The sequence below is a fragment of the Azoarcus sp. KH32C genome (assembly GCF_000349945.1).
In the GTDB taxonomy this organism is placed as follows: Bacteria; Pseudomonadota; Gammaproteobacteria; order Burkholderiales; family Rhodocyclaceae; genus Aromatoleum.
Window position 1 is genome coordinate 1,405,742 of the sequence record NC_020516.1, and the last position, 26,552, is coordinate 1,432,293.

Below are 26,552 nucleotides of genomic sequence, written 5' to 3' on the forward strand. Positions count from 1 at the left end.
TGCGGTTCGTGACAACGCCTGCAGAACCTTACACACAACAATTCGCCCATTCGAGAGGGAGAACATGGATCAGGATTTCATCACCGCGGCGCTTGAGTACCACCGCTCGCCGACGCGCGGCAAGATTTCGGTCGTTCCGACCAAGAGCCTCACCAACCAGCGCGACCTCGCGCTCGCCTATTCGCCGGGTGTCGCCGCCGCCTGCGACGCGATCGTCGAGGATCCGGGCAATGCGCGTGAATACACTTCGCGCGGCAACCTCGTCGCCGTCGTGACCAACGGCACCGCCGTGCTGGGTCTCGGCAACATCGGCCCGCTCGCGTCCAAGCCGGTCATGGAAGGCAAGGGCTGCCTGTTCAAGAAGTTCGCCGGTATCGACGTGTTCGACATCGAGCTCGCCGAAAACGACCCCGACAAGCTGATCGACATCATCGCCTCGCTCGAGCCCACGCTCGGCGGCGTGAATCTGGAGGACATCAAGGCGCCCGAGTGCTTCTACATCGAGAAGAAGCTGCGCGAGCGCATGACGATTCCCGTCTTCCACGACGACCAGCACGGCACGGCGATCATCTCGTCGGCCGGTCTGATCAACGGCCTGAAGGTCATCGGCAAGGACATCGCGAAGGTCAAGCTCGTATGCTCGGGCGCCGGCGCGGCGGCCATCGCCTGCCTGGACCTGATGGTTGGCCTGGGCCTCAAGCGTGAAAACGTCTACGTCTGCGATTCGAAGGGCGTGATCTACGTCGGCCGCGAAGAGAATATGGAGGCCAACAAGGCCCGTTATGCGCAGAAGACCGAAGGCCGCTCGCTGGCGGACGTGATGGTCGGTGCGGACGTGTTCCTCGGCCTGTCGACGGCCGGCGTGCTGAAGCCCGAGATGGTCGCGACGATGGCCGACAATCCGCTGATCTTCGCGCTGGCGAACCCGAATCCGGAAATCCTGCCGGAAGACGCGAAGAAGGCTCGCCCGGATGTCATCATCGCGACTGGCCGTTCGGATTACCCGAACCAGGTCAACAACGTGCTCTGCTTCCCGTTCATCTTCCGCGGCGCGCTTGACGTCGGCGCGACGACGATCAATGAGGAGATGAAGCTTGCGTGCGTGAAGGCGATCGCGGAACTGGCGCAGGCCGAGCAAAGCGACATCGTCGCGTCGGCCTACGGTGGTGCAGAGCTGCGCTTCGGCCCCGATTACATCATCCCGAAGCCCTTCGATCCGCGTCTGATTGTGAAGATCGCGCCGGCCGTGGCCCAGGCGGCGATGGATTCGGGTGTTGCGACCCAGCCGATCGAAGATATGGCGGCCTATGTCGCGAGCCTGTCAGACTTCGTCTACCAGTCCGGCATCGTCATGAAGCCGGTGTTTGCGGCGGCCAAGCGCATCCCCGCTGAAACCAAGCGGGTGCTGTACGCCGAAGGCGAAGATGAGCGCGTGCTGCACGCGGCCCGTGTTGTCATCGAGGAAGGCCTCGCACGTCCGATCCTGATCGGCCGTCCGAGCGTCATCGAGATGCGCATCCAGAAGATCGGCCTGAACCTCGTGCCCGGTCGTGATTTCGACATCATCAACCCTGAGTCGGATCCGCGCTACAAGGAACTGTGGCAGGAATACCATCGCATGCTGTGCCGTGATGGCGTCACGCCGGAACTGGCGAAGGCCAAGATGCGTCGCGACACGACCCTGATCGGCTGCATGGTGCTGCGTCGTGGCGATGCCGATGCGCTGGTCTGCGGCACCTTCGGCACCTACGACTACCACTTCAAGCAGGTCGAGGACGTCATCGGGCTGAAGCCGGGCGCCAAGCTCTTCGCATCGATGAGCCTGCTGCTGCTGCCGAAGCGCACGATCGCGATCACCGATCCGTACCTGAACGAGAACCCGAACGCCGAGGAAGTTGCCGAGATCGCCCGCATGGCGGCCGAGGAACTGCGCCGCTTCGGCATCGAGCCGCGCGTCGCGCTGGTGTCGCATTCCAACTTCGGCAGCTCGCGTTCGGCTTCGGCTCGCAAGATGCGCGAAGCAGCCGAGATCCTGCGCGAGATTGCGCCGGGCCTCGAATGCGACGGCGAAATGCACGGTGACTCGGCGCTGTCGCCCGAGATCCGCGCCAAGGCGAATCCGGACTCGACGCTGATTGGCGAAGCGAACCTCGTCGTGATGCCGAACCTCGACGCGGCCAACATCTCCTTCAACATGATGAAGATGGCCAACAGCGACGGCGTGTCGATCGGCCCGATGCTGCTGGGCGCGCGCCTGCCGGTGCACATCCTGACCCCGTCGGCGACCGTGCGCCGCCTGGTCAATATCACCGCCGTGGCGGTGGTCGATGCCTACGAGCAACGCCTCGCAGCGGGTTCCGCCGCCTGAGTGCGACGCTGAGTGCCGCCGGGCCCTCGGGTCCGGCGGTTGTCGTGCGGAACCTGCGCACGTGAAGATCCGATCATGCAGCATCTGCTGATCATTTTCGGCATCGTATCGATCGCGCTGGGGCTCGCGTGGCCCTGGCTGTCCCGGCTGCCGCTCGGGCATTTGCCGGGCGATATCCACATCGAGCGCGACGGCTTCGAGTTTCATTTTCCGCTCACCAGCTGCCTGCTGGTGTCGGCCGTCGTCAGTCTTCTCATCTGGTTGTTCCGGCGCTGAACCGGCGCATTACAATGACGGTCTCACATCCATCTTGAGGAGACCGGCATGCCGCATGCAATTCGCTTCCACCAGGTTGGCGGCCCAGAAGTCCTGCAATGGGAGTCGGTCGACGTCGGGATGCCTGCGGCGGGTGAGGTGCAGGTCGAGCATCATGCGATCGGGCTGAACTTCATCGATACCTATCACCGCACGGGTTTGTATCCGGTTCCCTTGCCTTCGGGCATCGGCCTCGAAGGCGCCGGGGTCGTCAGCGCGGTGGGGGAGGGTGTGACGGACCTCGTCCCGGGTGACAGGGTCGCCTATGCGGGCGGGCCGATCGGCGCTTACGCCGAGGTGCGCAACATGCCCGCAGATCGGCTAGTGAAGCTGCCGCACGGGATTTCCTTCGATCAGGGCGCGGCGATGATGCTGCAGGGGCTGACGGCGCAGTACCTGCTGCGTCGAACCTATCGCGTACAGCCGGGCGACACCATCCTGATCCACGCCGCGGCAGGTGGAGTCGGTCTGATCGTCTGCCAGTGGGCCAAAGCCCTGGGGGCAACGGTGATCGGCACGGTCGGTTCGGACGAAAAGGCGGCGCTCGCTCAGGCGCATGGTTGCGATCATCCGATTGTCTATACCCGCGAGAAGTTTGCCGAGCGCGTGAAGGAAATCACCGGCGGCGAAGGGGTTGCCGTCGTGTACGACTCCATCGGCAAGGACACCTTCATGGATTCGCTCGCGTGCCTGCGGCCGATGGGCATGATGGTATTGTTCGGTGCGGCGTCGGGGCCGGTGCCGCCGGTCGATCTGGGCATTCTCGCAAAGATGGGGTCACTCTTCTTGACGCGTCCGACGTTATTCACCTATTCGGCAAAGCGTGCCGATCTCGTCGCCATGGCGGACGAACTCTTCGATGTGGTGGGGACGGATCGCGTGAAGATCGAGGTCAACCAGCGCTACGCGCTGCGCGATGCGGCGCAGGCGCACGTCGATCTGGAGGCGCGCCGCACCACCGGTTCGACGATCCTGGTGCCCTGAGCGCAGCTGGAGTGAGGAAAGGATGAAGTCGACGATGTTGCGATCCACGGTGCTATGGCTGATCTTGGCCTTGGCGGGGCTTTCGGCGTTTCCCGCGGCTGCGCAGCCTGCGAGCCGCGTGGCCATGGACCCCGCTCGAACGGCCTCGCTGACGGCGGCCAGTCGGCGTATCGAGGACCGTTTCGTCGCCGATGTCGCCCGTATCGTCGGCACCACGTCCGAACGCGTGCGGCGCGCCATGCCGGACGAACGCCGCATCACGTCGGCCGCGTCCCGCCTGATCTCGGCACTCGAAGTCGATCTCGGCACTACGCTCACGCCGGAGCAGCAGGCAGAAATTCTCGAGGCGGATCAAGCCCGTAAGCTCTCGCTGGCCAAGGCGCGCGAGGCCGCCATCGGAACCCAGTAAAGGGCTGCCGAAATCCGGTTGGGTCCGACGGGGCATCGGGTAAAATTCTGCCCATGAACGCCCCACACCAGCCTCGCTTCGTCCACCTCCGTCTCCACTCCGAATACTCGATCTCCGACGGCATCGTCCAGGTCGATCAGGCCATCGCCAAGGCCGCGGCCGACGGGATGCCGGCACTCGGTATTTCCGATCTGGCCAACCTTTTCGGGATGGTCAAGCTTTACAAGGGTGCGCGGGGCAAGGGCATCAAGCCGGTGATCGGTGTCGATGCCTGGATCACGAACGAGGTCGAGCGCGACAAGCCTTTCCGGGTCCTGCTGATCTGCCGCAACCGCAAGGGCTACGGGCAGATGTGCGAGCTGCTGACCCGCGCCTACCTCGACAACAAGTACCGTAGTCGCGCCGAAATGCGCCGCGAGTGGTTTGCCGACGGCGGCGCGTCGGACCTGCTTTGTCTGTCGGGCGCGATGCGCGGCGAGATCGGGCAGGCGCTGATGAATGGCAACACGGAACTCGCCGACCGCCTGGCCTCCGAATGGGCGGCGTTGTTCCCGGGGGGGTTCTATATCGAGCTGCAGCGGGCCGGCCATCCCGGCACGGAAGCCTATGTGCGACAGGCGGTGCTGCTCGCCGCTCGGCTCGGTCTGCCGGTCGTCGCCACGCACCCGGTCCAGTTCTTGAAGCCCGAAGACTTCAAGGCCCACGAGGCCCGCGTGTGCATCGCGCAGGGTTACGTGCTGGCCGACAAGCGCCGCCCGCAGGATTTCACGCCCGAGCAGTACTTCAAGAGCCAGGACGAGATGTGCGAGCTCTTCGCCGACATCCCCGAGGCGCTCGAGAACTCGGTCGAGATCGCCCGTCGCTGCTCGTTGACCGTGCAACTCGGCAAGAACTTCCTGCCGCAGTTCCCGACGCCCGAAGGCATGACGCTCGATGATTTCCTCGTCGCGGAGGCGAAGGCCGGGCTGGAGGTCCGCCTGCAGGAACTCTACCCGGACGAAGCCGAGCGCGAGCGGCAACGCCCGACCTACGAGGCGCGGCTCAAGTTCGAGACCGACACCATCATCCAGATGGGCTTTCCGGGCTACTTTCTGATCGTTGCGGACTTCATCAACTGGGGCAAGCAGAACGGCGTCCCGGTCGGTCCGGGCCGGGGTTCAGGGGCGGGCTCGCTCGTCGCGTATTCGCTGCGTATTACCGACCTCGATCCGCTCGCGTACGCGCTGCTGTTCGAACGCTTCCTGAACCCGGAGCGGGTGTCGATGCCCGACTTCGACATCGACTTCTGCCAGGACAACCGCTACCGCGTCATCGAGTACGTGCGCGAGCGCTACGGCAAGGACGCCGTCTCGCAGATCGCGACCTTCGGTACGATGGCTTCGAAGGCCGTCGTGCGCGACGTCGGCCGCGTGCTCGATCTGCCTTACGGCTTGTGCGACCGCCTCTCCAAGCTGATTCCGATTGAAGGCGCGAAGCCCGTCTCGCTCGCCAAGGCCTACGAGATGGAGTCGCAGATCGGCGAGATGATGCACGATGGCAACGACGGTGAATCGGTGCAGGAGCTGTGGAAGCTCGCCGAGCCGCTCGAAGGTCTGTCGCGCAACGTCGGCATGCACGCCGGCGGCGTGCTGATCGCGCCGGGCAAGCTGACCGACTTCTGCCCGCTCTACATCGCCGACGGCGAAGACGCGACTCCGGTGTCGCAGTTCGACAAGGACGACGTCGAAGCGGTCGGCCTCGTGAAGTTCGACTTCCTCGGCCTGCGAAACCTCACCATCATCGAGCTCGCCATCGAGTACGTCGAGCGCCTCACGGGCGAGAAACCCAACCTCGCCGCGCTGCCCTTCACCGATCCGGCCGCCTACCAGATCCTGAAGGAAGCGAACACCACCGCGATCTTCCAGGTGGAATCGGACGGGATGAAGAAGCTGCTGAAGAAGCTCGCTCCCGACCGCTTCGAGGACATCATCGCGGTGCTTGCGCTCTACCGCCCGGGCCCGCTCGGCTCCGGCATGGTCGACGACTTCATCCTGCGGAAGAAGGGCCAGCAGGAGATCGACTACTTCCACCCTGACCTGAAAGCCTGTCTCGAGCCGACCTACGGCGTGATCGTGTATCAGGAACAGGTGATGCAGATCTCGCAGATCATCGGCGGCTACACCCTCGGCGGCGCCGACATGCTGCGCCGCGCGATGGGCAAGAAGAAGCCCGAGGAGATGGCCAAGCACCGCGAGACCATCGCCGACGGTGCCAAGCAGAAGGGCTACGACCCGGCGCTCGCCGAACAGCTCTTCGACCTGATGACGAAGTTCGCGGAATACGGCTTCAACAAGTCGCACACCGCCGCCTACGCCGTCGTCACCTACCACACTGCCTGGCTCAAGGCCCACCACTGCGCGGCCTTCATGGCCGCAACCATGTCGGCGGACTTGGACAACACCGACACGATCAAGATCTTCTTCGAAGACTCGATCGCCAATGGTCTGACGATCCTGCCGCCCGACGTGAACGCTTCCGACTTCCGCTTCGTGCCGACCGACCGCAAGACGATCCGCTACGGCCTTGGTGCGGTAAAAGGCGTCGGCGAGCCCGCGGTGCGCTCGATCCTTGCTGCGCGTGCGGAAGCGGGTCCGTTCAAGGATCTCTTCGATTTCTGCGCGCGCGTCGATCGCCGCGCCGTCAACCGCCGCGTCATCGAGGCACTGATCCGTGCCGGCGCGTTCGATCTGATCGAGCCCAGCGGCAACAGGGATCGCGCGCGTCTGATCGCGACCGTCAGCCTCGCGATGGAAGCGGCCGAGCAGGCAGCAGCGAACGCGATGCAAGGCGGCCTGTTCGACATGGTCCCGGAAGCCGCCGGGGCCGCGCCCCAATATGTCGCCGCCCGCCCGTGGACGGAACGCGAGCGCCTGAAGGAAGAGAAGACCGCCATCGGCTTCTTCCTGTCCGGCCATCCGTTCAACTCATTCAAGAAAGAAGTGCGTCGTTTCATCCGCCGTTCGCTGGCGGAGATCGAGCCGTCCCGCGATCTGGTGATGATGGCGGGCGTCGTGACGGATGTGCGCATCAAGATGACGGCGCGCGGAAAGATGGCTTTCGTCATCCTCGACGACGGCAGTCAGGTGCGCGAAGTCTCGGTATTCTCCGAGAACTACGACAACCAGCGCGGGAAGATCGTCACCGACGAAGTGTTGGTCGTCGAAGGCAAGGTCAGCAACGACGATTTCACCGGCGGCTATCGGATCATCGCCGACAAGCTGCTGACGCTGGGCGAAGCTCGGTCGCGCTTTGCCAAGGCGCTGCAGATCAGCGTCAATGGCGAGGTCCGCGCGGCCGGCGGCCCGCTCGCCGCGGCCGATCGACTGCAGGCGCTGCTCGCCCCGTACCGCGATGGCGGATGCCCGATTCGCGTGCGCTACCGCAACGAGGAGGCCGAAGCCGAGTTGCCCCTGGGCGACGGCTGGAAGGTCAGGCTGGAGGATGCGCTGCTCGACAGCCTGCGCGAGTGGTTGCAGCCCGAGTCGGTCGACATCCTCTATCCGAACTGAGGCCGCAAAAGGAAAGGGCCGCCACCCTTGCGGGCGCGGCCCTTGTTCGGCGTATCGACTGCCGATTACAACGCTTCGGCGTGCTGCGCCAGGTATTCGGCGACGCCGCTGGTGCTTGCCTTCATGCCGGCCTTGCCCTTGTTCCAGCCGGCCGGGCAGACTTCGCCGTGCTCTTCGGTGAATTGCAGGGCGTCGACCATGCGGATCATTTCGTCGATGTTGCGGCCGAGCGGCAGGTCGTTGACGACCTGGTGGCGCACGACGCCGTTCTTGTCGATCAGGAACGAACCGCGGAAGGCGACGCCGCCTTCGGCTTCGACGTCATAGGCACGGCAGATTTCGTGCTTGATGTCGGCGACCAGCGCGTATTGAACCTGGCCGATCCCGCCGTTGTTGACCGGCGTGTTCTTCCAAGCGAGGTGGGTGAATTGGCTGTCGATCGACACGCCCAGCACTTCCACGCCGCGCTTCTTGAATTCCTCGAGACGGTGATCGAAGGCGATCAGCTCGGACGGGCATACGAAAGTGAAGTCGAGCGGATAGAAGAAGACCACCGCATATTTGCCCTTCGTGTACTCCGAGAAAGTGATGTCCTTGATTTCATTGTTGCCGAGCACTGCGGTCGCGGTGAAATCGGGGGCTTTCTTGCCAACGAGAACGGCCATTTTCAGAGTCTCCTGGGTGGTTTGAATGACACGATGATTATGTTGCCGACAATGTCTCCCCGTAAATTGGCTTTTCACCATCGGGTCAATAGGAATTTGCTATTGCTCTCTTGCGAGGAATTGACACCCTTTTTTCCTTGATTTCCGCCCTTGCTAAACTTTCCGAGTCCGTTACCGTAGTAACCGGGTAAGAATGCCCTGCGGCCGTCATCCTGACAGACGGCTGCAGCGGACAGAACAGGACTTGGCTGCGATGATGCAACGACTAAAGAATTCGCCGATCTGGGTGCGCCTGATTTTGGCCATCGGGAGCCTTCTGATTGCCGTCGGTACCACCCTGGTGGTTTGGGTCTCGGCGGAGCAGGAGCGAATGGCAATCAGCCAGTCCCATGATTTCGCCGAAACCATCAACCAGATGACGATGGCCACGCTGGTGTTCATGAAGAGCACCAAGACGATGAAGAAGCGGGCGATCTACCTGGACCAGGTGAAGAAGTCCTCCGGCCTCACCGACATGCGCGTCGTTCGGGCAGAACCAGTCATCAACCAGTTTGGCGATGGGGACGAGGACGAGATGAACGTCGGTCCCGACGAGAAAGCGGCTATCGAGAGCGGTCAGCCTTTCTTCGAAGTGCGGGAGGATCCCGCGAAAGGCAAGATCCTCAAGGCCGTCTTCCCGCATACCAACCGCAAGAGCTACCTCGGCAAGGACTGTACCGAGTGCCATGACGAGCCGCCCGAGGGCGTCGTGCTCGGCGCCGTGACGATGGAAGTGTCGCTCAACAGCATGACGGCGGCGGTGTCGGCTGCGCGCACGAAACTCATAGGCGGCACGATCGCGGCGCTCGGGTTGATGATCGTGCTGATCTTCCTGTTCCTACAGGCCGTCGTGGCCCGTCCCTTGGCCGTGCTTTCGAGCCGGCTGCGGGACATCGCCGACGGCGAGGGCGATCTGACGCAGCGATTGCCGGTTGCCGCACTGGACGAAGTGGGCCAGGCAGCGACCTACTTCAACCGCATGATGGAAAAGCTGCAGGGCGTGATCCGGAAGATTGCCGCCTCTGCCGACCAGGTATCCGGTGCGGCGAGCGACCTGCAGCGCGGCACGATGGAAATTCGCGCCGGCGCAGGCGAGCAGTCCGAGAAATCGGCATCGGCGGCGTCGGCGGTCGAGGAAATGGCGGCGAGCATCATGTCGGTCGCCCAAGCCAGCGGCGAAGTCGCCGAGCTCGCTCGCAACAGTCTGTCGCGAGCCGAGAGTGGCAATTCGGACGTTGTCGAGCTGACCGGCAGGTTGTCCGAGGTGGATGCTGCCGTCGGAAAGATGACGCACACGGCAGGCGATTTCATCGAGAAGACGGGCGCCATCACGAGCCTTACGGCACGGGTCAAGGAAATTGCCGATCAGACCAATCTGCTCGCCCTGAACGCCGCGATCGAGGCGGCGCGCGCGGGCGAGCACGGGCGGGGCTTCGCGGTGGTCGCCGACGAAGTGCGGAAGCTTGCCGAGAAGTCGACACGCTCGGCGAGCGACATCGACGATGTCACGAACAGTCTCAATGCCGGGTCGGAAGAGGTGCGAGCGGCAATCACGCAAGGGGCGGATGCCCTGGTGCAGATCCGCGAGTCGATGCGACGTGTTTCCGATGCCCTGCAAAGCAATATGGATTCGGCGAGCCGCGTTGCAGACGGCATGACAAGCATCGCCACCGCCACTGAAGAGCAGATGCAAGCGAGCGGCCTCGCGGCAAGCAGCGTCGAGATGATCGCCGGCCTTGCTCAGAAGGCTAGCAACTCGATCGACGGCGTCGCCAGCGCGACTGAGAGCCTGGAGCTTCTGGCGGCGGATCTCCGCGACGAAATCCGCCGCTTCCGCGTTTAACAAAGCGTTGCACGGATGCAACGACTGGCCCTTGCTACTGAGGGCGGTATAAGAAACAATTCGATACATAGGGGTATTCGTGGATCGAACCCCAACGAGGAGTTGAAATGAAAAGGTTTGGTGTCATTGCCCTGGCAATGGCGGCGGCAATCCACAGCCTGCCTGCCCTCGCGATGGACGCGGATGCTGCAGACAAGCTGGTGCGCAAGAGCAAGTGTCTTACCTGTCACGCGGTCGATAAGAAGAAGGATGGTCCGTCGTTCAAGGAATCGGCGGACAAGTACCGAGGTAAGCCCGAGGCAATGGACAAGCTCACCAAGCACGTGACGGTGCCCAGCAAGGTCAAGGTTGACGGCAAGGAAGAGGATCACGAGACCCTCAAGACCGACGATCCGGCGGCGGTCAAAAATGTCGTGGAGTGGATTTTGTCTCGCTGAGATCCGCAGGAGTTCACTGCGAACTCCGACCAGGGAGGTGCGATAGACGAAGGTCCGATTGTCCCGGGTGAGTCCCACGGGGGCGGAATCGGGGCTGACGTGGCGAGGGATGCGCGACGTCAGCCCTTTTATTGCAGTAGAAAGGGGAGAAGCACATGAAGTTGAAACTGAACAGCGTTCGTGACTGGATGCTGAAATTGCTTGCGGGGGCAATGGTGCTCGCCTGCGTGAGCGTCGGAGCCGTCGAGGCCCGCGAAGTGAAGGATAGCGTCCAGGTCGGCGATGCCGTCTGTACGCGCTGTCACGACGAAGGGGAAGCCAAGCCCATCCTGTCGATCGGCAAGACCCGCCATGGCACCATGGCCGACTCGAAAGCCGGCACCTGTACCAGCTGTCACGGCGATAGCCCGACCCACATCAACAAGCCGTCGGACGTGACCGAGCGTCCGAAGCCCACCGTCAACTTCGGCAAGAAGTCCACGACCCCGATTGCCGATCGCAACAAGGCCTGTTTGAGCTGCCACCAGGGTGGTGTGAACATGCATTGGCAGTCGGGGCCCCACGCGGCCGCCGACCTCGAATGCGCGTCCTGTCACCGTATCCACGGGGCACAGGATCCCGTGCGCGAGCGTGCGACGCAGCCCGAAGTCTGCTTCAGCTGTCATAAGGAGCAGCGCGTTCTCGTGAACCGCCAGTCCCACCATCCGATCAAGGAAGGGACGGTCGTATGTTCCGACTGCCATAACGTCCACGGTTCCGCCGGTCCGAAGATGATGAACCGCGATAGCGTGGTGCAGACCTGCTACACCTGCCACATGGAGAAGCGTGGTCCCTTCATCCGTACTCACCAACCGGTGACCGAGGATTGCACGATCTGCCATAACCCGCATGGTTCGAACGTCGCCAACCTGCTCAAATCCCGTCCGCCCTTCCTCTGCCAGCAGTGTCATGAACCGGGGACCCACCAGGGCGGCGTTGCCAACCTGAACCCGCTGAATACTGCGACCGGTAACAACACGCTCGCGCGTGGTTGTACGAACTGCCACACGCAGATTCACGGGACGAACAATCCGGTCAATGCCGGCAACGAGCGGACCTTCCGCCGTTGATCAGGGAGGGATGAGAAAAATGAAAAACCGTGCATTCGACACGACTCTTCGCCTGTCGGCGCTTGCCGCCGCCGTTGCGGCCCTTTTCCCGCTGCAGGCCATGGCAGACGAGCCTGATGACATGACCATGCTGACCAAGCCGGAAAGCTCGGTGCGCTTCGGTCTGGGTTATGTTGGCGAGGACAACCACAACTACGGCATGTACCGCGCCCAGCAGGACAGTGGGCTGTATGGGCTGGTCGACATGGACATCGTGCGCCGCGACGATGAAACCGGCACCTGGTACAAGCTGCGCGGCCGCAATCTGGGGTTCGATTCGCGCGAACTGGGGCTTGTTTATGGTCCGCAGGGGAACTGGAAGTTCTCCCTCGACTACCGCGGTCTGCCGCGCTACAGCCAATACTCGGTGAACACCGGGTTGCGCGGCATGGGTTCCGAGAACCTCACCGTCTCGCCGGCGAACAAGCGCGATGTGATTCTCCACACCCAGCGCGAGCGGATTTCCCTTGGCTTCGAAAAGTCGCTCGGCGAGAACCTGAGTGCCGAGTTCCGCTTCACCAACGAAGACAAGGACGGGTCCCGTCTGTGGGGGCGCGGCACGAGCGCCAATCCGGCGCCCAACCGTTGGTTCAATTTCATCACCGAGCCGATCGACAATCGCATCACGCAATGGGAAGCCAAGCTCGCCTATAGCGATGCGCGCTTCCAACTCCGCGGGGGGTACTACGGTTCGCAATTCACGAACCATAATGCCCAACTGAATATTTCGGGAGGCGGCGCGGGTCTGAATGCGGCCGGTATTGGCACGCTTTCGCCGCTGGGGCTGCCGCCAAGCAATGAGGCGCATCAGTTTTATGTCGATGGTGGGTATAGCTTCACCGACACCACGCGTGCCTCGTTCAAGGTCGCTTTCACCCGCGCGACGCAAAGCGAAGATTTCATCGATCTGCCCGCCGGACAAACGATTCGGAGCTCCGTTGGGCGCAGCGACTTGGGTGGTCACGTCGATACGTCCATGGCGTTTATCGGCCTGAGTTCGCGGCCCTTGCCGAAGCTTTCGCTGATCGCGAACCTGCGCTACGAGGATCGTGACGACAAGACGCCGATTCGGCAGTACATCGACACGACGCCGACGGGCAACCACGACGGCACCAACGAGACCCGCTCCTTCCGTGCCCAGCAGGGCAAGGTGGAAGCCAATTACCAGTTGGGCCGCGGCTATAGCGTCGTGGCCGGCTTCGAGAACGAGGAAAAGCAGCGTAACGCATCGGCCGTGCGTGTCGTGAGCCACCGCGATGCGACCGACGAAGCCTCGTGGAAGCTCGAACTGCGGCGCACCTTGTCGGAGACCTTGAATGGTTCGGTCGCCTACATCCGCAGCGATCGAAACGGCTCGGATTTCCTTGTGAATCGCGCGCTCAATGGCACGATTTCGCGTAATTTTGTCGCGCCGATTCACATGGCCGACCGAGACCGCGAGAAGGTGCGGTTGAGCACGGACTGGACCCCGATCGAATCACTCAACTTCCAGCTCATCGCGGAAGATGCACGAGACGACTACGGGACCCGCGCCGACCTCGGCATTGGGGCACGCAAGGGCAGCGCGACGATGTACTCGCTCGACGCGGCCTTCACGCCCGACGATGCGACCAAGTTCAACGCCTGGGCAACGCACGCCGATACGCGTTCGAAGCAGGGCGCTGTGTCAGGTTCGACGGCCGCATCGTTCCCGATCCCGCTGGCAGGGCAGACGGAACTTACGCCCGCCCAGGCGGCGACGCTGAAGATCTGGGGCGCCGCATTGCGCAACACCAGCGATGCGTTCGGTCTTGGTGGCGAGTTGAAGGTTTCCGCCAAGCTGCAGGTCGGTGCGAGCGTCGAGTTCTCGTACGACAAGGCGCAGTACCTGCTGCATGACGAGCAGAACGTATCCGGCTCGCAGAATTTGCCGGATATCAAGTACCGCACCACGACGCTGCGCCTCTTCAGCCAGTACGCGATGCGCAAGAACGCCGGGATGCGCTTCGAGTACATCCACGACCGTCGCCTCGCCGACGACTGGACCTGGAAAACGTGGCAGTATCTGGCGAACGCGCCGACCACCATTGCCGACGGCACGACGATCCGCCAGGATCCGTCGCAGACGGTCAATTTCATCGGAGTCTCCGCCTACTACAAGTGGTGGTAATACCGAGCGCGGCTTGATCGGTCGCATCAAGAAGAACGCCGTTCGGTTCGCACCGAACGGCGTTCTTACTTCCGTTCCGATTGGCCGCGCGGATCGCCCGTCCTATGGCCGAAAGGCAGTCAGAGCGTGGGGAAGACGTCGAAGTCGTTGTTCTCCGGTATTTCACCCGCGAGCACTTCGACCCGCTCGACGCGAGCCATCAAGGGGCCGCGGTGTGCCCACGCGATGAAAGCCTCAACATTCGGCCGCGGGCCCGCAATGAGTGCCTCCACAGCGCCGCTGCGCCGATTCCGCACCCAGCCGGAGAGTCCGAGCCGAACACCTTCGGCCTGTGCGCTGGCTCTGTAGCCGACGCCTTGGACCAGACCGTGAATCGTCAGGAGTCGTACGACGATCGCGGCTTCAGGCATATGAGACCTCCGGGACCAGGCCGCCTGTACGTTGGGCGCGGAACAGGGCATCCGTGATATTGCCGGCGAGGTGGTCGCGGCCGAGGGTTTCCGCGAACCCGGATCGTTCGAGGATCGATGCCGGCTGCGAATTCAGGTCGCACAGGATCAGTTCGGCGCCCCGTTTCTGCAGGTTGCGGTGCAGCGTCTGCAGGATGTCGAGGCCGGTCGTGTCGATGTTGATGACCTTTTCCATGTCGAGAATGAGCGCGTCGGGGTGCCCGTCCTGCATCAGCAGGAGGTTCTCCAGCTTGTTCGCCGCACCGAAAAAGAGGCTGCCGAAGACGCGGTAGGCGATGATTCGGGGCGTTCCGTCGTCCCGCGCCAAGGCATCAACTCCATAATAGTCTTCAAGCGGAATCCTTTCGATGCGGGTCAGGTCCGACATGCGATAGATGAAGAACAGGCTTGCGAGCACCATCCCGAGTTCGACGGCGAGGGTGAGGTCGAAGACCACCGTGACGATGAAGGTCCCGAGGAGGATTGCACGGTATTGCACGGAGTAGCGCGTCAGCTCGCGCCAGCCGAAGGCATGCCATTCGCCCATGTTGACCGATACCACCACCACGATGGCCGACAGCGTTGCCAGCGGGATGTGGCTCGCGAGGGGCGCCAGCGCGAGCACCACGGCAAGCAACACGAGACCGTGGAGCATGCCGGCGACGGGCGTTCTACCGCCGGAGCGGATATTGGTCGCAGTGCGCGCAATCGCACCGGTCGCGGCGAAGCCGCCGAAGAGCGGCGCCACGACGTTCGCGATGCCCTGCGCCATCAACTCCTGGTTCGGGTCGTGGCGGTCGTCGATCTGGCTGTCGGCCACGCGTGCAGACAGCAGGGATTCGATGGCCCCCAGCAGCGCGATCGTCAGCGCCGGAGCGATCAACTTTCCGAGCGTGCTCAGCGACAAGGCGGGAAAGCCGAAGCCCGGCAGATCCTGGGGGATGCCGCCGAAGCGGCTGCCGATCGTGTCGATCGGCAGGTGAAGGAGCGCATTCACCGCCGTGGCGATCAGCAGCACAGCGAGGGGGCCTGGCAGCCGGCGCATCCAAGCTGCGCGCGCGGCGAGCCGATTCCAGCTCAGCAGGATCGCCAGCGATGCGACCGACGCGGCAAGCGTCGGCAGGTGGAGCGTGTTCGCGGCGTCAAACAGCGCTTCCATCTTGCCGAAGAACTCTCCGGGCATCTTCGCGATGTTGAGCCCGAGGAAATCCTTGATCTGTGAAATGAAGATGACGACTGCGATCCCGTTCGTGAAGCCGATCACCACCGAGACGGGGATGAAGCGGATCATGTTGCCGAGCCGGAAGGCCCCCATCGCCAGCAGCATGACCCCCGACATCATCGTCGCGATCAGCAGGTTGGGAACCCCGTAGTCGACGACGATGCCGTAGATGATCGGAATGAAGGCGCCGGTCGGCCCGCCGATCTGTACGCGTGAACCGCCCAGCGCCGAGATCAGGAAGCCGGCGACAATGGCCGTCCAGATGCCCGCCGTGGGTGTCATGCCCGAGGCGATGGCAAACGCCATCGCGAGCGGCAGGGCGAGCACGCCGACGGTGATGCCGGCGGAAAGGTCGTGCGTGAAGCTTGTCCGGTGGTAGCCGGACAGCGTGTCAAACAGCTTGGGGCGAAACGTGATCATGAGGCCTCCTCAATCCCTCGGTATGCGGCAACGATTGCTGGCGGGTGCAGCACAGTCGACCGGGTGCCGTGCGCTGCTGCACGAGCCAGCGCTTGGAGGGAGTGAGGGGCATCTACGCTGCGTTTCCTACTTGACGCGCATTCCGGCAGCAGCCCCGTTGTCCGGCGAGAGAATGTAGAGTCCGCCGGTCTTGCCATCCGGGTCGGAGGCAGCCAGCACCATCCCTTCGCTCATGCCGAACTTCATCTTGCGCGGCGCGAGATTGGCGACCATCACGGTCAGGCGGCCGACCAGCGTCGCCGGATCGTAGGCCGACTTGATGCCGGCAAAGACCTGGCGCGGCTTTTCTTCGCCGATGTCCAGTTGCAGCCGGATGAGCTTGTCGGCGCCCTCCACGTGCTCGGCGCTGACGATCCGCGCGATGCGCAGATCGACCTTCGTGAAGTCGTCGATCGAGATGTGCGCCATCGCAGTCTCTGCCGACTGCGCCTCGTGCTGCTGCTTTTCGGCATGGCGCTGCTGTGAGCTCGCCGCCTTGGTTTCGGCTGCGGCAGGCGCGAGCGACTCGCGATTGGCTTCGAGCAGGGCGTCGACCTGCTTGCGCTCGACGCGGGTCATCAGGTGGGCGTACGCGTTGATCGAATGTCCTGCGGGCAGCGCAGCCCAGGTTTCCTGCCACGACAGCGGCTCGATCGCCAGGAACGCTTCGACCTTCGCGGCGAGCGCGGGCAATACCGGCTTGAGGTAACGCGTCAGGTCGCGGAAGAGCGTCAGTGCGGTGCTGCAAACGCCATGCAGTTGTGCTTCCCGGCCTTCCTGCTTGGCGAGCTCCCAGGGCTTGTTGTCGTTCACATACTGGTTTGCGAGGTCTGCGAGATGCATGATCTCGCGCATCGCACGGCCGTAGTCTCGCTCCTCGTAGGCTTGCGAAATTGCGCCGGACTCGAAGGCGGCCTTGAACGCGTCGGTCGCCGCGGCGTCCGTCGCACCCAGCTTGCCCTCGAAGCGCTTGCTGATGAAGCCTGCGCAGCGGCTGGCAATGTTGACGTACTTGCCGACCAGGTCCGAATTGACCTTGGCAATCATGTCGTCCAGGTTGAGGTCGACGTCCTCCATCGTGCCGTTCGACTTAGTCGCAAAGTAGTAACGCAGCCATTCGGCGTTCAGCCCTTGATCGACGTAGGAGCGTGCGGTGATGAAGGTGCCGCGGCTCTTGCTCATCTTCGCCCCGTCGACGGTCAGGAAACCGTTTACGCACAATTGCGTCGGCGTCCGGTAGCCGGCGAATTCCAGCATTGCGGGCCAGAAGAGCGCGTGGAAATACAGGATGTCCTTGCCGATGAAGTGCACCATCTCTGTGCCGGCCGCGGCCGCGCGGGTCGGATCGACGAAATCCTCGACGACGATGTCACCGCGCTTGTCCGCCAGGTTGCGGAAGCTCGCAAGGTAGCCGATCGGCGCGTCTAGCCAGACGTAGAAGTACTTGCCGGGTGCTCCCGGAATCTCGAAGCCGAAGTAGGGCGCGTCGCGCGAAATGTCCCAGTCGGACAGCGTGTTCTCGCCGTCGCCGGTCGTTCCGTCGCCCAGCCACTCCTTCATCTTGTTGGCCGCTTCGGCCTGCAGGCGCCGGGTACCGTCGGCGCTGGTGCCGCGCGTCCATTCGCGCAGGAAGGCCACCGCACGCGGGTCGGACAGACGGAAGAAGTAATGCTCCGACGTCTTCAGCACCGGCTTCGCGCCGGATACCGCGGAGTACGGGTTCTTCAGTTCCGTCGGTGCGTAGGCGGCGCCGCAGACCTCGCAATTGTCGCCGTACTGGTCCGCCGCACCGCACTTGGGGCACTCGCCCTTGATGAAACGGTCCGGCAGGAACATCTCCTTGACCGGGTCGTAGAACTGTTCGATGGCGCGGGTGTCGATAAAGCCCGCATTCTTCAGGCGCGCGTAGACGTCCTCCGCATAGGCGCGATTTTCCGGGCTGTGCGTGCTGTGGTAGTTGTCGAAGGCGACGCCGAAATCGGTGAAGTCGCGCAGATGCTGACCGTGGACCCGCCCGATCAGCGCCTCAGGCGTGATGCCTTCCTTTTCGGCGCGCAGCATGATCGGCGTGCCGTGCGTGTCGTCCGCGCAGACGTAATGGACCGTGTTGCCGCGCATGCGCTGATAGCGCACCCAGACGTCGCCCTGGATGTAGCCGACCAGGTGGCCGAGGTGGATGTCGCCGTTGGCGTAGGGGAGGGCGTTCGTAACGAGGATATTCCGGGGCATGGCAAGTCTGCGAAAGCGAAAACGGGATTTTAGCAAAGCCCCGGCGCGACTTCGTGGCGCGAGGCATTTCAAGGCGGTTATTTGAACGGACGCACGACAATTTCGATACGCCGATTCCTGGCGCGACCGGTTTCGGTTCCGTTGTCTGCGATCGGTTCCGCTTCGCCGCGGCCGTCGGCGACGAGGCGGGACAGGGCAATTCCGCGCGTCCTGAGGTACTCGACCACCGCCTCGGCCCGCCGGATCGACAGTTGCAGGTTGTAGGTCTCGCTCCCGACGCTATCGGTGTGTCCGATCACGAGGATCTCGGTCTCGGGTGTCACAGCCAGCACGGAAGCGATCTTGTCGAGCGTCGTCCTCAGACCGGCCTTCGGCGCGGCATCGTCACGCGCAAAGGCATCCGCCCCGGGCACCAGGATTCGCAGTTGTTCGTCGGAGGCTGTCGGGAGTGATAGGTCCGGACGGCCTCCAAGGGCGCCTTTGATCCGGTCTCGTTCGGCCGGCCAATCGACCTTCGGTGTCGGGAGGGTGACGTGCCGGCCATTTTCGGCCGCTGCCGCGGCGCGCGGTGCGGCGGGGGGCGTGGCGCAGGCGGAAAGCGTCGCAATCAGCGCGCAGGCTGCCAAGGCCGCAAATCGGGGCATGCTCGTGTACTTCCTGGAAGGAGCGTGAATTTTCGGGACCGCGATTTTACCGTTTCGACGCATTCCCGATGCCCCTTTTTCCATAGAGGATGAGCGCCGGAGCGGGCTTAGGTATGATGCCTGTACTTGTTGCCCCTGGAGTGGGCCCTCGACCGTCAAGGATTGTTCGCCATGAGTCTGACCCCCGAGTCAATCAACGAGGCTCTCAAAGCCGTCATCGACCCGAATACCGGCAAGGATCTCGTTTCGACACGCTGTATCCGCAATATCTCCATCGCTGGCGGCAAAGTCAGTTTCGAAGTCGAACTGGGTTATCCGGCACAGACGCAGCATGCGGTGATCCGTGACATGGTTTGTGCCGCCGTCGCCGCGCTGCCGGGAGTCGCGCGTGTCGATGCGCACGTCACCAGCAAGATCGTCGCCCACGCTGTGCAGCAGGGCGTGAAGTTGCTGCCTGGCGTCAAGAACATCATTGCTGTCGCATCCGGAAAGGGCGGCGTGGGCAAGAGCACGACCGCTGCAAACCTGGCCTTGGCACTTGCCGCGGAGGGTGCGCGCGTCGGCATCCTGGATGCCGACATCTATGGCCCCTCGCAGCCGCAGATGCTGGGTATCGGCGACCAGCGCCCGCAATCGCTCGACGGGAAGAGCATGGAACCGCTCGAGGCCCACGGCCTGCAGACGATGTCCATCGGTTTCCTGGTCGACGTCGAGACCCCGATGGTTTGGCGCGGCCCGATGGCGACGCAGGCGCTGACCCAGTTGTTGCGCGAAACCAACTGGAAGGACTTGGACTACCTCATCGTCGACATGCCCCCGGGCACCGGCGACATCCAGCTCACGCTATCGCAGAACGTGCCGTTGACCGGTGCGGTGATCGTGACGACGCCCCAAGACATCGCCCTGCTCGATGCGCGCAAGGGCATCAAGATGTTCGAAAAAGTCGGTGTGCCGATCGTCGGTGTGATCGAGAACATGAGCATCCACATCTGCTCGAACTGCGGTCACGAGGAGCCGATCTTCGGTACGGGCGGTGGCGCAAGGCTTTGTTCCGACTACAATATTCCCTTCCTGGGAGCGCTTCCGCTGGATCTGAAGATCCGTCAGGAAACCGATGCCGGTGCCCCGACGGTCGTGTCCGATCCCGACAGCCGCATCGCGGGCGTCTACCGCGAAATCGCCCGCAAGGTCGCCGTCCGCGTCGCCGAAAAGGCCAAGGACATGACCCACAAGTTCCCCAACATCGTCATCAAGAACACCTGATCGACAGGCGCCGCTCGATTTGTGCTTTTGATCCGGCGGCGCATGCCCTAAACTACGCGGATTTTTCGCGTCCGGTCGCCCCGGGCAGGTTCACGAGGAATCCGCACTCCATGTCTATCAAGTCCGACAAGTGGATCCGCCGCATGGCGGAGCAGCACGGGATGATCGAGCCTTTCGCCCCGGAGCTGGTGCGCCAGAACGACGGTGGCAAGATCGTCTCCTACGGTACGTCCAGCTACGGCTACGATGTCCGTTGCGCCAACGAATTCAAGATCTTCACGAACATCAACTCGACGATCGTCGACCCGAAGGATTTCGACGCACGCAACTTCGTCGATTTCGTCGGCGACGTCTGCATCATCCCGCCGAACTCCTTTGCGCTTGCGCGGACCGTCGAATATTTCCGCATTCCGCGCAGCGTGCTGACCGTGTGCCTCGGCAAGTCCACGTACGCGCGCTGCGGCATCATCGTCAACGTCACCCCGCTCGAACCCGAGTGGGAAGGCCATGTGACGCTGGAATTCTCGAATACCACCCCCTTGCCCGCGAAAATCTACGCGAATGAAGGGATTGCGCAGATGCTCTTTTTCGAGTCCGATGAGGAGTGCGCCACCTCCTATCGCGACCGGGGCGGCAAGTATCTCGGCCAGACCGGCGTAACGCTGCCGAAGATCTGATTGACCTGTCGAACCGCCGGCGTGCGGAAGCGATGATCAACGGGGCCGTCTGACGGCCCTTTGTGCTTTCCGGTGAGCCGGGAGCAAACATGACGCGGGCGAAGCCCGCTGCCGCAAGGCGAGCAGTTGGAGAACATTGGGATGCGCTTTCACTTTCCGATCATCATCATCGACGAGGACTTCCGCTCGGAAAACACCAGCGGCCTCGGTATCCGCGCACTGGCCCAGGCCATTGAAGACGAAGCGATGGAGGTGCTCGGGGTCACGAGCTACGGCGACCTAAGGTCCTTCGCCCAGCAGCAGAGCCGAGCCTCCGCCTTCATCCTGTCGATCGACGACGAAGAGTTCTCTTCGCCGGAAGCCGCCGACAAGGCGATTGCCGACCTGCGCGCCTTCGTCGAAGAGATCCGCTTCCGCAACGCCGACATCCCGATCTTCCTGCACGGCGAAACGCGCACCAGCCGCCACATCCCGAACGATGTGCTGCGCGAGATGCACGGCTTCATCCACATGTTCGAGGACACGCCCGAGTTCATCGCCCGCTACGTCGTGCGCGAAGCGAAGAACTACCTCGAAAGCCTCCCGCCGCCGTTCTTCCGCGCCCTGACGCATTACGCCGCGGACGGCTCGTATTCGTGGCACTGCCCCGGCCATTCGGGCGGCGTCGCGTTCCTGAAGAGCCCCGTCGGCCAGATGTTCCACCAGTTCTTCGGCGAGAACATGCTGCGCGCGGACGTCTGCAACGCCGTCGAAGAACTCGGCCAACTGCTCGATCACACCGGCCCCGTCGCCGCATCCGAGCGCAACGCGGCCCGCATTTTCAACTGCGATCACCTGTATTTCGTCACCAACGGCACCTCGACCTCGAACAAGATGGTGTGGCACACCACGGTTGCGCCCGGCGACATCGTCGTCGTGGACCGCAACTGCCACAAATCGATTCTCCATTCGATCATCATGACGGGCGCGATCCCGGTGTTCTTGACACCGACCCGCAACCACTACGGCATCATCGGTCCGATTCCGCTCGCCGAATTCAGCACCGAGGCAATCGAGAAGAAGATTGCGGCCAATCCGTTCGCGCGCGACGCGGTGAACAAGAAGCCGCGCATTCTGACGATCACGCAGTCGACCTACGACGGCGTCGTCTACAACGTCGAGACCATCAAGGAGATGCTCGACGGCGAGATCGATACGCTGCACTTCGACGAAGCCTGGCTGCCTCACGCGGCCTTCCACGACTTCTACGGCGATTACCACGCCATCGGCGCCGACCGCCCGCGCTGCGAAAAGTCGATGATCTTCTCGACGCAGTCCACCCACAAACTGCTTGCCGGCCTGTCGCAGGCGTCGCAGATCCTCGTGCAGGATTCCCAGACCCGCAAACTGGACCGGGATATCTTCAACGAGGCGTACCTGATGCACACCTCCACGTCGCCGCAGTACGCGATCATCGCGTCGTGCGACGTCGCCGCTGCGATGATGGAGCCTCCCGCGGGCACTGCACTGGTCGAAGAATCGCTATCCGAAGCCGTCGAATTCCGTCGCGCAATGCGCAAAGTCGATGCCGAGTTCGGCGACGAGGACTGGTGGTTCCAGGTCTGGGGGCCCGATTATTTGCCCGAAGAGGGCATCGGCGATCGCGAAGACTGGATGCTGCAAGCAGGCGACCGTTGGCACGGGTTCGGCAATCTCGCACCCGGCTTCAACATGCTCGACCCGATCAAGGCGACGATCATCACCCCGGGCCTCGACGTGGACGGCGATTTCGCCGACACGGGTATCCCGGCCGGCATCCTGACCCGCTACCTGGCCGAACACGGGATCATCGTCGAGAAGACCGGACTCTACTCGTTCTTCATCATGTTCACGATCGGCATCACCAAGGGGCGCTGGAACACCCTCGTGACCGAACTGCAGCAATTCAAGGACGACTACGACCGCAATCAACCGCTATGGCGCGTGATGCCGGAGTTCATCGCCAAGCACCCCCGCTACGAAAAGGTCGGCTTGAAGGACCTTTGCGGTCAGATCCACAGTTTCTACAAGGCCAACGACGTCGCGCGCCTGACGACTGAGATGTACCTCTCGGACATGGTTCCCGCGATGAAGCCCGCCGAAGCATTCGCGAAGATGGCGCATCGCGAGATCGAGCGGGTCGCAATCGATGAACTTGAAGGGCGCGTCACTGCCATGCTCGTTACTCCCTATCCGCCGGGCATTCCGCTGCTGATTCCGGGCGAGCGCTTCAATTCAACGATCGTTCGTTATCTCAAGTTCGCCCGCGATTTCAATGCCGCTTTCCCCGGCTTCGAGACTGACATCCATGGTTTCGTCCGAGAGCAATCGAACGGCCGCGTCGACTACTTCGTCGATTGCGTGAAGCAAGGCTGATGGATACGCCGAAAATCGTCTTTGTCGTTGCCGTCGCGCGCAATGGCGTCATCGGTCGCGACAACCAGCTTCCATGGAGACTGAAAGCCGACCTCGCGCACTTCAAGGCTACGACGATTGGGCATCCGATCCTGATGGGCCGGAAGACCTGGGAGTCGCTGGGCCGCCCGCTGCCTGGCAGGCGCAACCTCGTCTTGTCCCGGAAGGAGGGCTACGCGCTTCAGGGGGCGGAAGTCTTCCCCAGCATCGATGAGGTGCTGCGGGCGGTGGGAGATGATCAGCTCTTTGTCATCGGTGGCGCCGACCTCTATCGTCAGCTCATCGACCGCGTGGATGCGATGATCGTCACCGAAGTTGGGGCAGAAGTTGCAGGCGACGCATACTTCCCAAAGTTCAAGGCGGCCCACTTCAGCGAAGTTCGTCGCGAACACCACGAGGCCGACGAGCACAACGAATACCCGTTCGACTTCGTCGAGTACCGTCGGCTTGCAATCGAACCCCGTCGCTAGGCGACGGGGATGTCCCGCTACACCGCCACTTCGGCCTTGATGTGCGGATGGGGATCGTAGCCTTCCAGCGTGAAGTCCTCGAAGCGGAATGCCATGATGTCCTTCACTTCCGGGTTCAGCTTCATGGTCGGCAAGGCACGCGGTTCTCGGGAAAGTTGAAGGCGCGCCTGCTCCAGATGGTTCAGGTAAAGATGGCAATCGCCCCCGGTCCACACGAAATCGCCCGGTCGCAGGCCGCACACCTGCGCGACCATCATCGTCAATAGCGCGTACGAAGCAATGTTGAACGGCACGCCAAGGAAGATATCGGCGCTGCGCTGATAAAGCTGGCAAGACAGCCGGTCGCCGGCGACGTAGAACTGGAACAACGCATGGCACGGCGGAAGGGCCATGCCATCGACTTCTCCCGGGTTCCACGCTGAAACGATGTGCCGACGGGAGTCCGGGTTGCGTTTCAGTCCGTCGATCAACTTCGCGATCTGATCCACGGTGCGGCCATCGGCAGTCTCCCACCGACGCCATTGCTTGCCGTATACCGGCCCCAGGTCGCCGTCGGCGTCTGCCCACTCATCCCAGATCGATACGCCGTTTTCCTTCAGATAGCGGATGTTCGTTTCGCCGCGCAGGAACCAGAGCAGTTCATGGATGATCGATCGCGTGTGCAGCTTCTTCGTGGTGAGCAGGGGGAATCCCTCTTCCAGATTGCAACGCAACTGCCAGCCGAATACCGACAAGGTGCCCGTGCCGGTGCGATCGGATTTTCGATCGCCGTGTTCCAGCACGTGGCGCATCAGTTCTTGATACTGTCTCATGAAAAAATCTCGTGTGCGCGAACTGCAATTCTAACGCGTCGCGTGCTCGCAGCGCCGTCCGACTGTCCTGCCTGGGCCCCGATCAATATGGCCCGCGTGTGCTATCTTCCCGCGCGGAGGAGGGGGCGACCGCCTAAATTGCCGTAAGGTGCGCAGCGTTCGCGCCGTCCACAGGGAGAAGACGTGTCGATGCAAAGCGGGACAGGTTCCGGCGCCGGAATGGCTCCGGCGCCGAATTCAGCCATCGGTGAAGCGGTGGTCGACGAGGCTGTCCACGGTTTGGGCAGAATCGGCGCGCGTCTCGTCGACGTGTCGGGCTCGTCCGGGGGCACCATCGATGCGCGCTTCGAAACCGTCTCCGCGCTGGACAATCAGGCGCGTACCCTCTTGAACCGTGTCCTGAAATCACCGGTCGCCGCCTCTGCATCATCGGAGACTCTCGCAGCGCAGTTGATTGCCGCCACGCGCGACTTCTTCGGCATTCTTCTGAACGCCTACGAACGTTCGGTCAATTCGCTCACATCCGACCCTTCCATCATCGGCCGCCTGGCACGTATCCAGGACTGCCGATTGCGACTCATGCGTGCCGGCGCAGACCGCGTTATCTGGGAGCTTTGCAGCGGCGGGCCGGCGCATCCTCATGTCTGGAGTTGGCTCGGCACCTCTTTCGTTGCGTCTGAATCTGGGCACGGGACGGGCCGCGTCAGAGCGCAGATGCACTGGGGAGGGCCGGGAGCCTCGCTCGAAAACGAATACCTGCGCGCAGTAGCTGCTTACTCCGCGTCCCTTGGTCTCCTGCCTCCGCGCGCTTCGCTTGTCGTTGGTCGGGTCATGGCCTTCGCGCTTCCGATGCTTAACTTCCGGTCGCGGCCGTTTGCGGGGGCAACATATTACGTGTGTCCGCGAGAAGGTGCCGCACCGCGGCGATTGGTTCGCCCGCCCAATGAACTCGACGGAGGATGGTTCTATTCGGCCGGTGTCGCCGTAGGTGCGCTAAAGGAATTGCTCGAGAATCTAATAGTGGGCAAGGCGCCGCTGGCGCTTGCTGCAGGCGAGGACGGCGAAAAGGTCCTGCGCACAGTGCTCGAACATTTGATTCTTCATTGGTCTGAAACGCCTCCGGTTCGACGGTTTCGGCGCCACATGCTCGATGGAACACTGTCCGCCGTGTGCGGAATCGACCAATTGCGGGAGCTGTTTTCGGGGCGGTCGTCGGTTGCCGAGGTCGAGTGGTCTCTCAAGGATGTGAGTCGCGGCGGTTTGGGCGCATACATATGCGGCGAGTCCGAGCCGAGTGTTCGGGTTGGGCAACTCGTTGGCGTGCGAGCGAATGACTGCGCGGCCTGGCATCTCGCGATCGTCCGTCGCACCTGGACCGGGGCAGGGGAATACCCGTTCGTTGGCCTCGAGACCCTGTCTCAGCGGCCGGTCCCTGCCCGTGTCGACGACGGTCGCGCCTCAGCCGACGTGTTTCTCTGCGATCCGATCCTGAAAGGCGAAGCGCTTAGGATTGCAGCAGGGAGCAACCAGCTCAGCTCCGATCTGCCGCTGTTTATAACGGACGGCGGGCGGCTGCAAAAGCTCAAACCGCTGCGAGGATTGGTCGAGGGGGAGGGATTTGATTTGCGGGTATATCAGGTTCTTTGACGCCGCAATTGTCGCCCCTATTAGGATGTGCGGATGTAAGCCTGAAAATGCGATTTTGCCGAATGGGCACGGAGTGATTTCTTGCTGCCCTCGTTCAAGTATTTCAGGAAAGGTAGTTGACGGCCGCGCTGCGGTCTATATAATCCGCCCCTCTTCGCGACGCAGCGGTGAAACGCAGCGGCGGCGGAGAGGGAAAGAGCGTTGAACGCAGCCGATGTTGAAGAAATAAAATATCGGCGGTGCTTGACGGCGACAGTGAAGTTTGTCAGAATTTCTTTCTCGCTGCTTCGGCGGCGGTTCTTTAAAAAATTGGACAACCGATAAGTGTGAGTGCTCGGTGAC

At 62.7% G+C, this 26,552-nt stretch carries 20 protein-coding genes; 14 read left to right on the top strand and 6 right to left on the bottom strand.

Annotation, left to right across the window (positions count from 1 at the left end; all coding sequences use genetic code 11):
- Positions 1-64 precede the first annotated feature (64 nt).
- From AZKH_RS06290 to dnaE, 5 genes are all read left to right on the top strand, one after another.
- A complete protein-coding gene (locus AZKH_RS06290; protein ID WP_015434912.1) occupies positions 65-2,368 on the top strand; it encodes an NADP-dependent malic enzyme in 2,304 nt (767 codons plus the stop codon).
- Positions 2,369-2,443: 75 nt separating this feature from the next.
- On the top strand, positions 2,444-2,644 hold the full coding sequence (locus AZKH_RS06295; RefSeq protein ID WP_015434913.1) for a DUF2905 domain-containing protein: 201 nt from the start codon (positions 2,444-2,446) through the stop codon (positions 2,642-2,644).
- Positions 2,645-2,692: 48 nt separating this feature from the next.
- Positions 2,693-3,667 carry a quinone oxidoreductase gene (locus AZKH_RS06300; protein WP_015434914.1) on the top strand — a complete coding sequence of 325 codons (975 nt, stop codon included), beginning with the start codon at positions 2,693-2,695 and terminating at the stop codon, positions 3,665-3,667.
- Positions 3,668-3,689: 22 nt separating this feature from the next.
- Positions 3,690-4,076 (top strand): hypothetical protein, encoded by a 387-nt coding sequence (locus tag AZKH_RS06305; protein ID WP_197538753.1) that lies wholly within the window; start codon positions 3,690-3,692, stop codon positions 4,074-4,076.
- Positions 4,077-4,129: 53 nt separating this feature from the next.
- On the top strand, positions 4,130-7,624 hold the full coding sequence (gene dnaE, locus AZKH_RS06310) for a DNA polymerase III subunit alpha (RefSeq protein ID WP_015434916.1): 3,495 nt from the start codon (positions 4,130-4,132) through the stop codon (positions 7,622-7,624).
- Between the two features lie 65 nt (positions 7,625-7,689).
- On the opposite strand, the gene AZKH_RS06315 is transcribed toward dnaE, so the two are convergent.
- On the bottom strand, positions 7,690-8,289 hold the full coding sequence (locus tag AZKH_RS06315) for a peroxiredoxin (RefSeq protein ID WP_015434917.1): 600 nt from the start codon (positions 8,287-8,289) through the stop codon (positions 7,690-7,692).
- A 253-nt stretch (positions 8,290-8,542) separates the two neighbouring features.
- On the opposite strand from AZKH_RS06315, the gene AZKH_RS06320 reads away from it, so the two are divergent.
- The 4 genes from AZKH_RS06320 to AZKH_RS06335 all read left to right on the top strand — a co-directional run bounded on the left by AZKH_RS06320 (position 8,543) and on the right by AZKH_RS06335 (position 13,905).
- Positions 8,543-10,171 (top strand): methyl-accepting chemotaxis protein, encoded by a 1,629-nt coding sequence (locus tag AZKH_RS06320; RefSeq protein WP_015434918.1) that lies wholly within the window; start codon positions 8,543-8,545, stop codon positions 10,169-10,171.
- A 107-nt stretch (positions 10,172-10,278) separates the two neighbouring features.
- Positions 10,279-10,608, top strand: a complete 330-nt coding sequence (locus AZKH_RS06325) for a c-type cytochrome (protein ID WP_015434919.1) — start codon at positions 10,279-10,281, stop codon at positions 10,606-10,608.
- 155 nt (positions 10,609-10,763) lie between these two features.
- The gene (locus tag AZKH_RS06330; RefSeq protein WP_015434920.1) at positions 10,764-11,717 is read left to right on the top strand and encodes a DmsE family decaheme c-type cytochrome; all 954 of its coding nucleotides are present in this window, start codon (positions 10,764-10,766) and stop codon (positions 11,715-11,717) included.
- A gap of 19 nt (positions 11,718-11,736) precedes the next feature.
- Positions 11,737-13,905 carry an MtrB/PioB family decaheme-associated outer membrane protein gene (locus AZKH_RS06335; protein ID WP_015434921.1) on the top strand — a complete coding sequence of 723 codons (2,169 nt, stop codon included), beginning with the start codon at positions 11,737-11,739 and terminating at the stop codon, positions 13,903-13,905.
- Positions 13,906-14,024: 119 nt separating this feature from the next.
- On the opposite strand, the gene AZKH_RS06340 is transcribed toward AZKH_RS06335, so the two are convergent.
- The 4 genes from AZKH_RS06340 to AZKH_RS06355 form a co-directional block, all read right to left on the bottom strand.
- Positions 14,025-14,315: an acylphosphatase gene (locus AZKH_RS06340; RefSeq protein ID WP_015434922.1), complete on the bottom strand. Its 291-nt coding sequence runs from the start codon at positions 14,313-14,315 to the stop codon at positions 14,025-14,027.
- Entirely contained in the window at positions 14,308-15,996 is a 1,689-nt protein-coding gene (locus AZKH_RS06345) for a SulP family inorganic anion transporter (RefSeq protein ID WP_015434923.1), read from the bottom strand. The genes AZKH_RS06340 and AZKH_RS06345 overlap by 8 nt, the downstream gene beginning before the upstream one ends.
- A gap of 126 nt (positions 15,997-16,122) precedes the next feature.
- Positions 16,123-18,264, bottom strand: a complete 2,142-nt coding sequence (gene metG / locus AZKH_RS06350; RefSeq protein ID WP_015434924.1) for a methionine--tRNA ligase — start codon at positions 18,262-18,264, stop codon at positions 16,123-16,125.
- Positions 18,265-18,341: 77 nt separating this feature from the next.
- The gene (locus tag AZKH_RS06355; RefSeq protein ID WP_231874473.1) at positions 18,342-18,992 is read right to left on the bottom strand and encodes an OmpA family protein; all 651 of its coding nucleotides are present in this window, start codon (positions 18,990-18,992) and stop codon (positions 18,342-18,344) included.
- A gap of 87 nt (positions 18,993-19,079) precedes the next feature.
- On the opposite strand from AZKH_RS06355, the gene apbC reads away from it, so the two are divergent.
- From apbC to AZKH_RS06375, 4 genes are all read left to right on the top strand, one after another.
- Positions 19,080-20,171 carry an iron-sulfur cluster carrier protein ApbC gene (gene apbC / locus AZKH_RS06360; protein ID WP_015434926.1) on the top strand — a complete coding sequence of 364 codons (1,092 nt, stop codon included), beginning with the start codon at positions 19,080-19,082 and terminating at the stop codon, positions 20,169-20,171.
- A gap of 110 nt (positions 20,172-20,281) precedes the next feature.
- Positions 20,282-20,848 (top strand): dCTP deaminase, encoded by a 567-nt coding sequence (gene dcd / locus AZKH_RS06365; protein ID WP_015434927.1) that lies wholly within the window; start codon positions 20,282-20,284, stop codon positions 20,846-20,848.
- 141 nt (positions 20,849-20,989) lie between these two features.
- Entirely contained in the window at positions 20,990-23,242 is a 2,253-nt protein-coding gene (locus AZKH_RS06370; RefSeq protein WP_015434928.1) for an arginine/lysine/ornithine decarboxylase, read from the top strand.
- A complete protein-coding gene (locus AZKH_RS06375; RefSeq protein WP_015434929.1) occupies positions 23,242-23,751 on the top strand; it encodes a dihydrofolate reductase in 510 nt (169 codons plus the stop codon). Before AZKH_RS06370 ends, AZKH_RS06375 begins: the two co-directional genes overlap by 1 nt.
- Before the next feature lie 17 nt (positions 23,752-23,768).
- On the opposite strand, the gene AZKH_RS06380 is transcribed toward AZKH_RS06375, so the two are convergent.
- Positions 23,769-24,563 (bottom strand): thymidylate synthase, encoded by a 795-nt coding sequence (locus AZKH_RS06380; RefSeq protein WP_015434930.1) that lies wholly within the window; start codon positions 24,561-24,563, stop codon positions 23,769-23,771.
- A 183-nt stretch (positions 24,564-24,746) separates the two neighbouring features.
- Between AZKH_RS06380 and AZKH_RS06385 the strand changes: the two genes are divergently transcribed.
- Positions 24,747-26,210, top strand: coding sequence for a hypothetical protein (locus tag AZKH_RS06385; RefSeq protein WP_156822047.1), 1,464 nt, complete (start codon positions 24,747-24,749; stop codon positions 26,208-26,210).
- Positions 26,211-26,552 lie beyond the last annotated feature (342 nt).

Bases quoted from the DNA above. Each gene is read 5' to 3' on its own strand.
- AZKH_RS06290 (WP_015434912.1), top strand. From the start codon at position 65: ATGGATCAGGATTTCATCACCGCGGCGCTTGAGTACCACCGCTCGCCG.
- AZKH_RS06295 (WP_015434913.1), top strand. From the start codon at position 2,444: ATGCAGCATCTGCTGATCATTTTCGGCATCGTATCGATCGCGCTGGGG.
- AZKH_RS06300 (WP_015434914.1), top strand. From the start codon at position 2,693: ATGCCGCATGCAATTCGCTTCCACCAGGTTGGCGGCCCAGAAGTCCTG.
- AZKH_RS06305 (WP_197538753.1), top strand. From the start codon at position 3,690: ATGAAGTCGACGATGTTGCGATCCACGGTGCTATGGCTGATCTTGGCC.
- dnaE (WP_015434916.1), top strand. From the start codon at position 4,130: ATGAACGCCCCACACCAGCCTCGCTTCGTCCACCTCCGTCTCCACTCC.
- AZKH_RS06315 (WP_015434917.1), bottom strand. From the start codon at position 8,289: ATGGCCGTTCTCGTTGGCAAGAAAGCCCCCGATTTCACCGCGACCGCA.
- AZKH_RS06320 (WP_015434918.1), top strand. From the start codon at position 8,543: ATGATGCAACGACTAAAGAATTCGCCGATCTGGGTGCGCCTGATTTTG.
- AZKH_RS06325 (WP_015434919.1), top strand. From the start codon at position 10,279: ATGAAAAGGTTTGGTGTCATTGCCCTGGCAATGGCGGCGGCAATCCAC.
- AZKH_RS06330 (WP_015434920.1), top strand. From the start codon at position 10,764: ATGAAGTTGAAACTGAACAGCGTTCGTGACTGGATGCTGAAATTGCTT.
- AZKH_RS06335 (WP_015434921.1), top strand. From the start codon at position 11,737: ATGAAAAACCGTGCATTCGACACGACTCTTCGCCTGTCGGCGCTTGCC.
- AZKH_RS06340 (WP_015434922.1), bottom strand. From the start codon at position 14,315: ATGCCTGAAGCCGCGATCGTCGTACGACTCCTGACGATTCACGGTCTG.
- AZKH_RS06345 (WP_015434923.1), bottom strand. From the start codon at position 15,996: ATGATCACGTTTCGCCCCAAGCTGTTTGACACGCTGTCCGGCTACCAC.
- metG (WP_015434924.1), bottom strand. From the start codon at position 18,264: ATGCCCCGGAATATCCTCGTTACGAACGCCCTCCCCTACGCCAACGGC.
- AZKH_RS06355 (WP_231874473.1), bottom strand. From the start codon at position 18,992: ATGGAAAAAGGGGCATCGGGAATGCGTCGAAACGGTAAAATCGCGGTC.
- apbC (WP_015434926.1), top strand. From the start codon at position 19,080: ATGAGTCTGACCCCCGAGTCAATCAACGAGGCTCTCAAAGCCGTCATC.
- dcd (WP_015434927.1), top strand. From the start codon at position 20,282: ATGTCTATCAAGTCCGACAAGTGGATCCGCCGCATGGCGGAGCAGCAC.
- AZKH_RS06370 (WP_015434928.1), top strand. From the start codon at position 20,990: ATGCGCTTTCACTTTCCGATCATCATCATCGACGAGGACTTCCGCTCG.
- AZKH_RS06375 (WP_015434929.1), top strand. From the start codon at position 23,242: ATGGATACGCCGAAAATCGTCTTTGTCGTTGCCGTCGCGCGCAATGGC.
- AZKH_RS06380 (WP_015434930.1), bottom strand. From the start codon at position 24,563: ATGAGACAGTATCAAGAACTGATGCGCCACGTGCTGGAACACGGCGAT.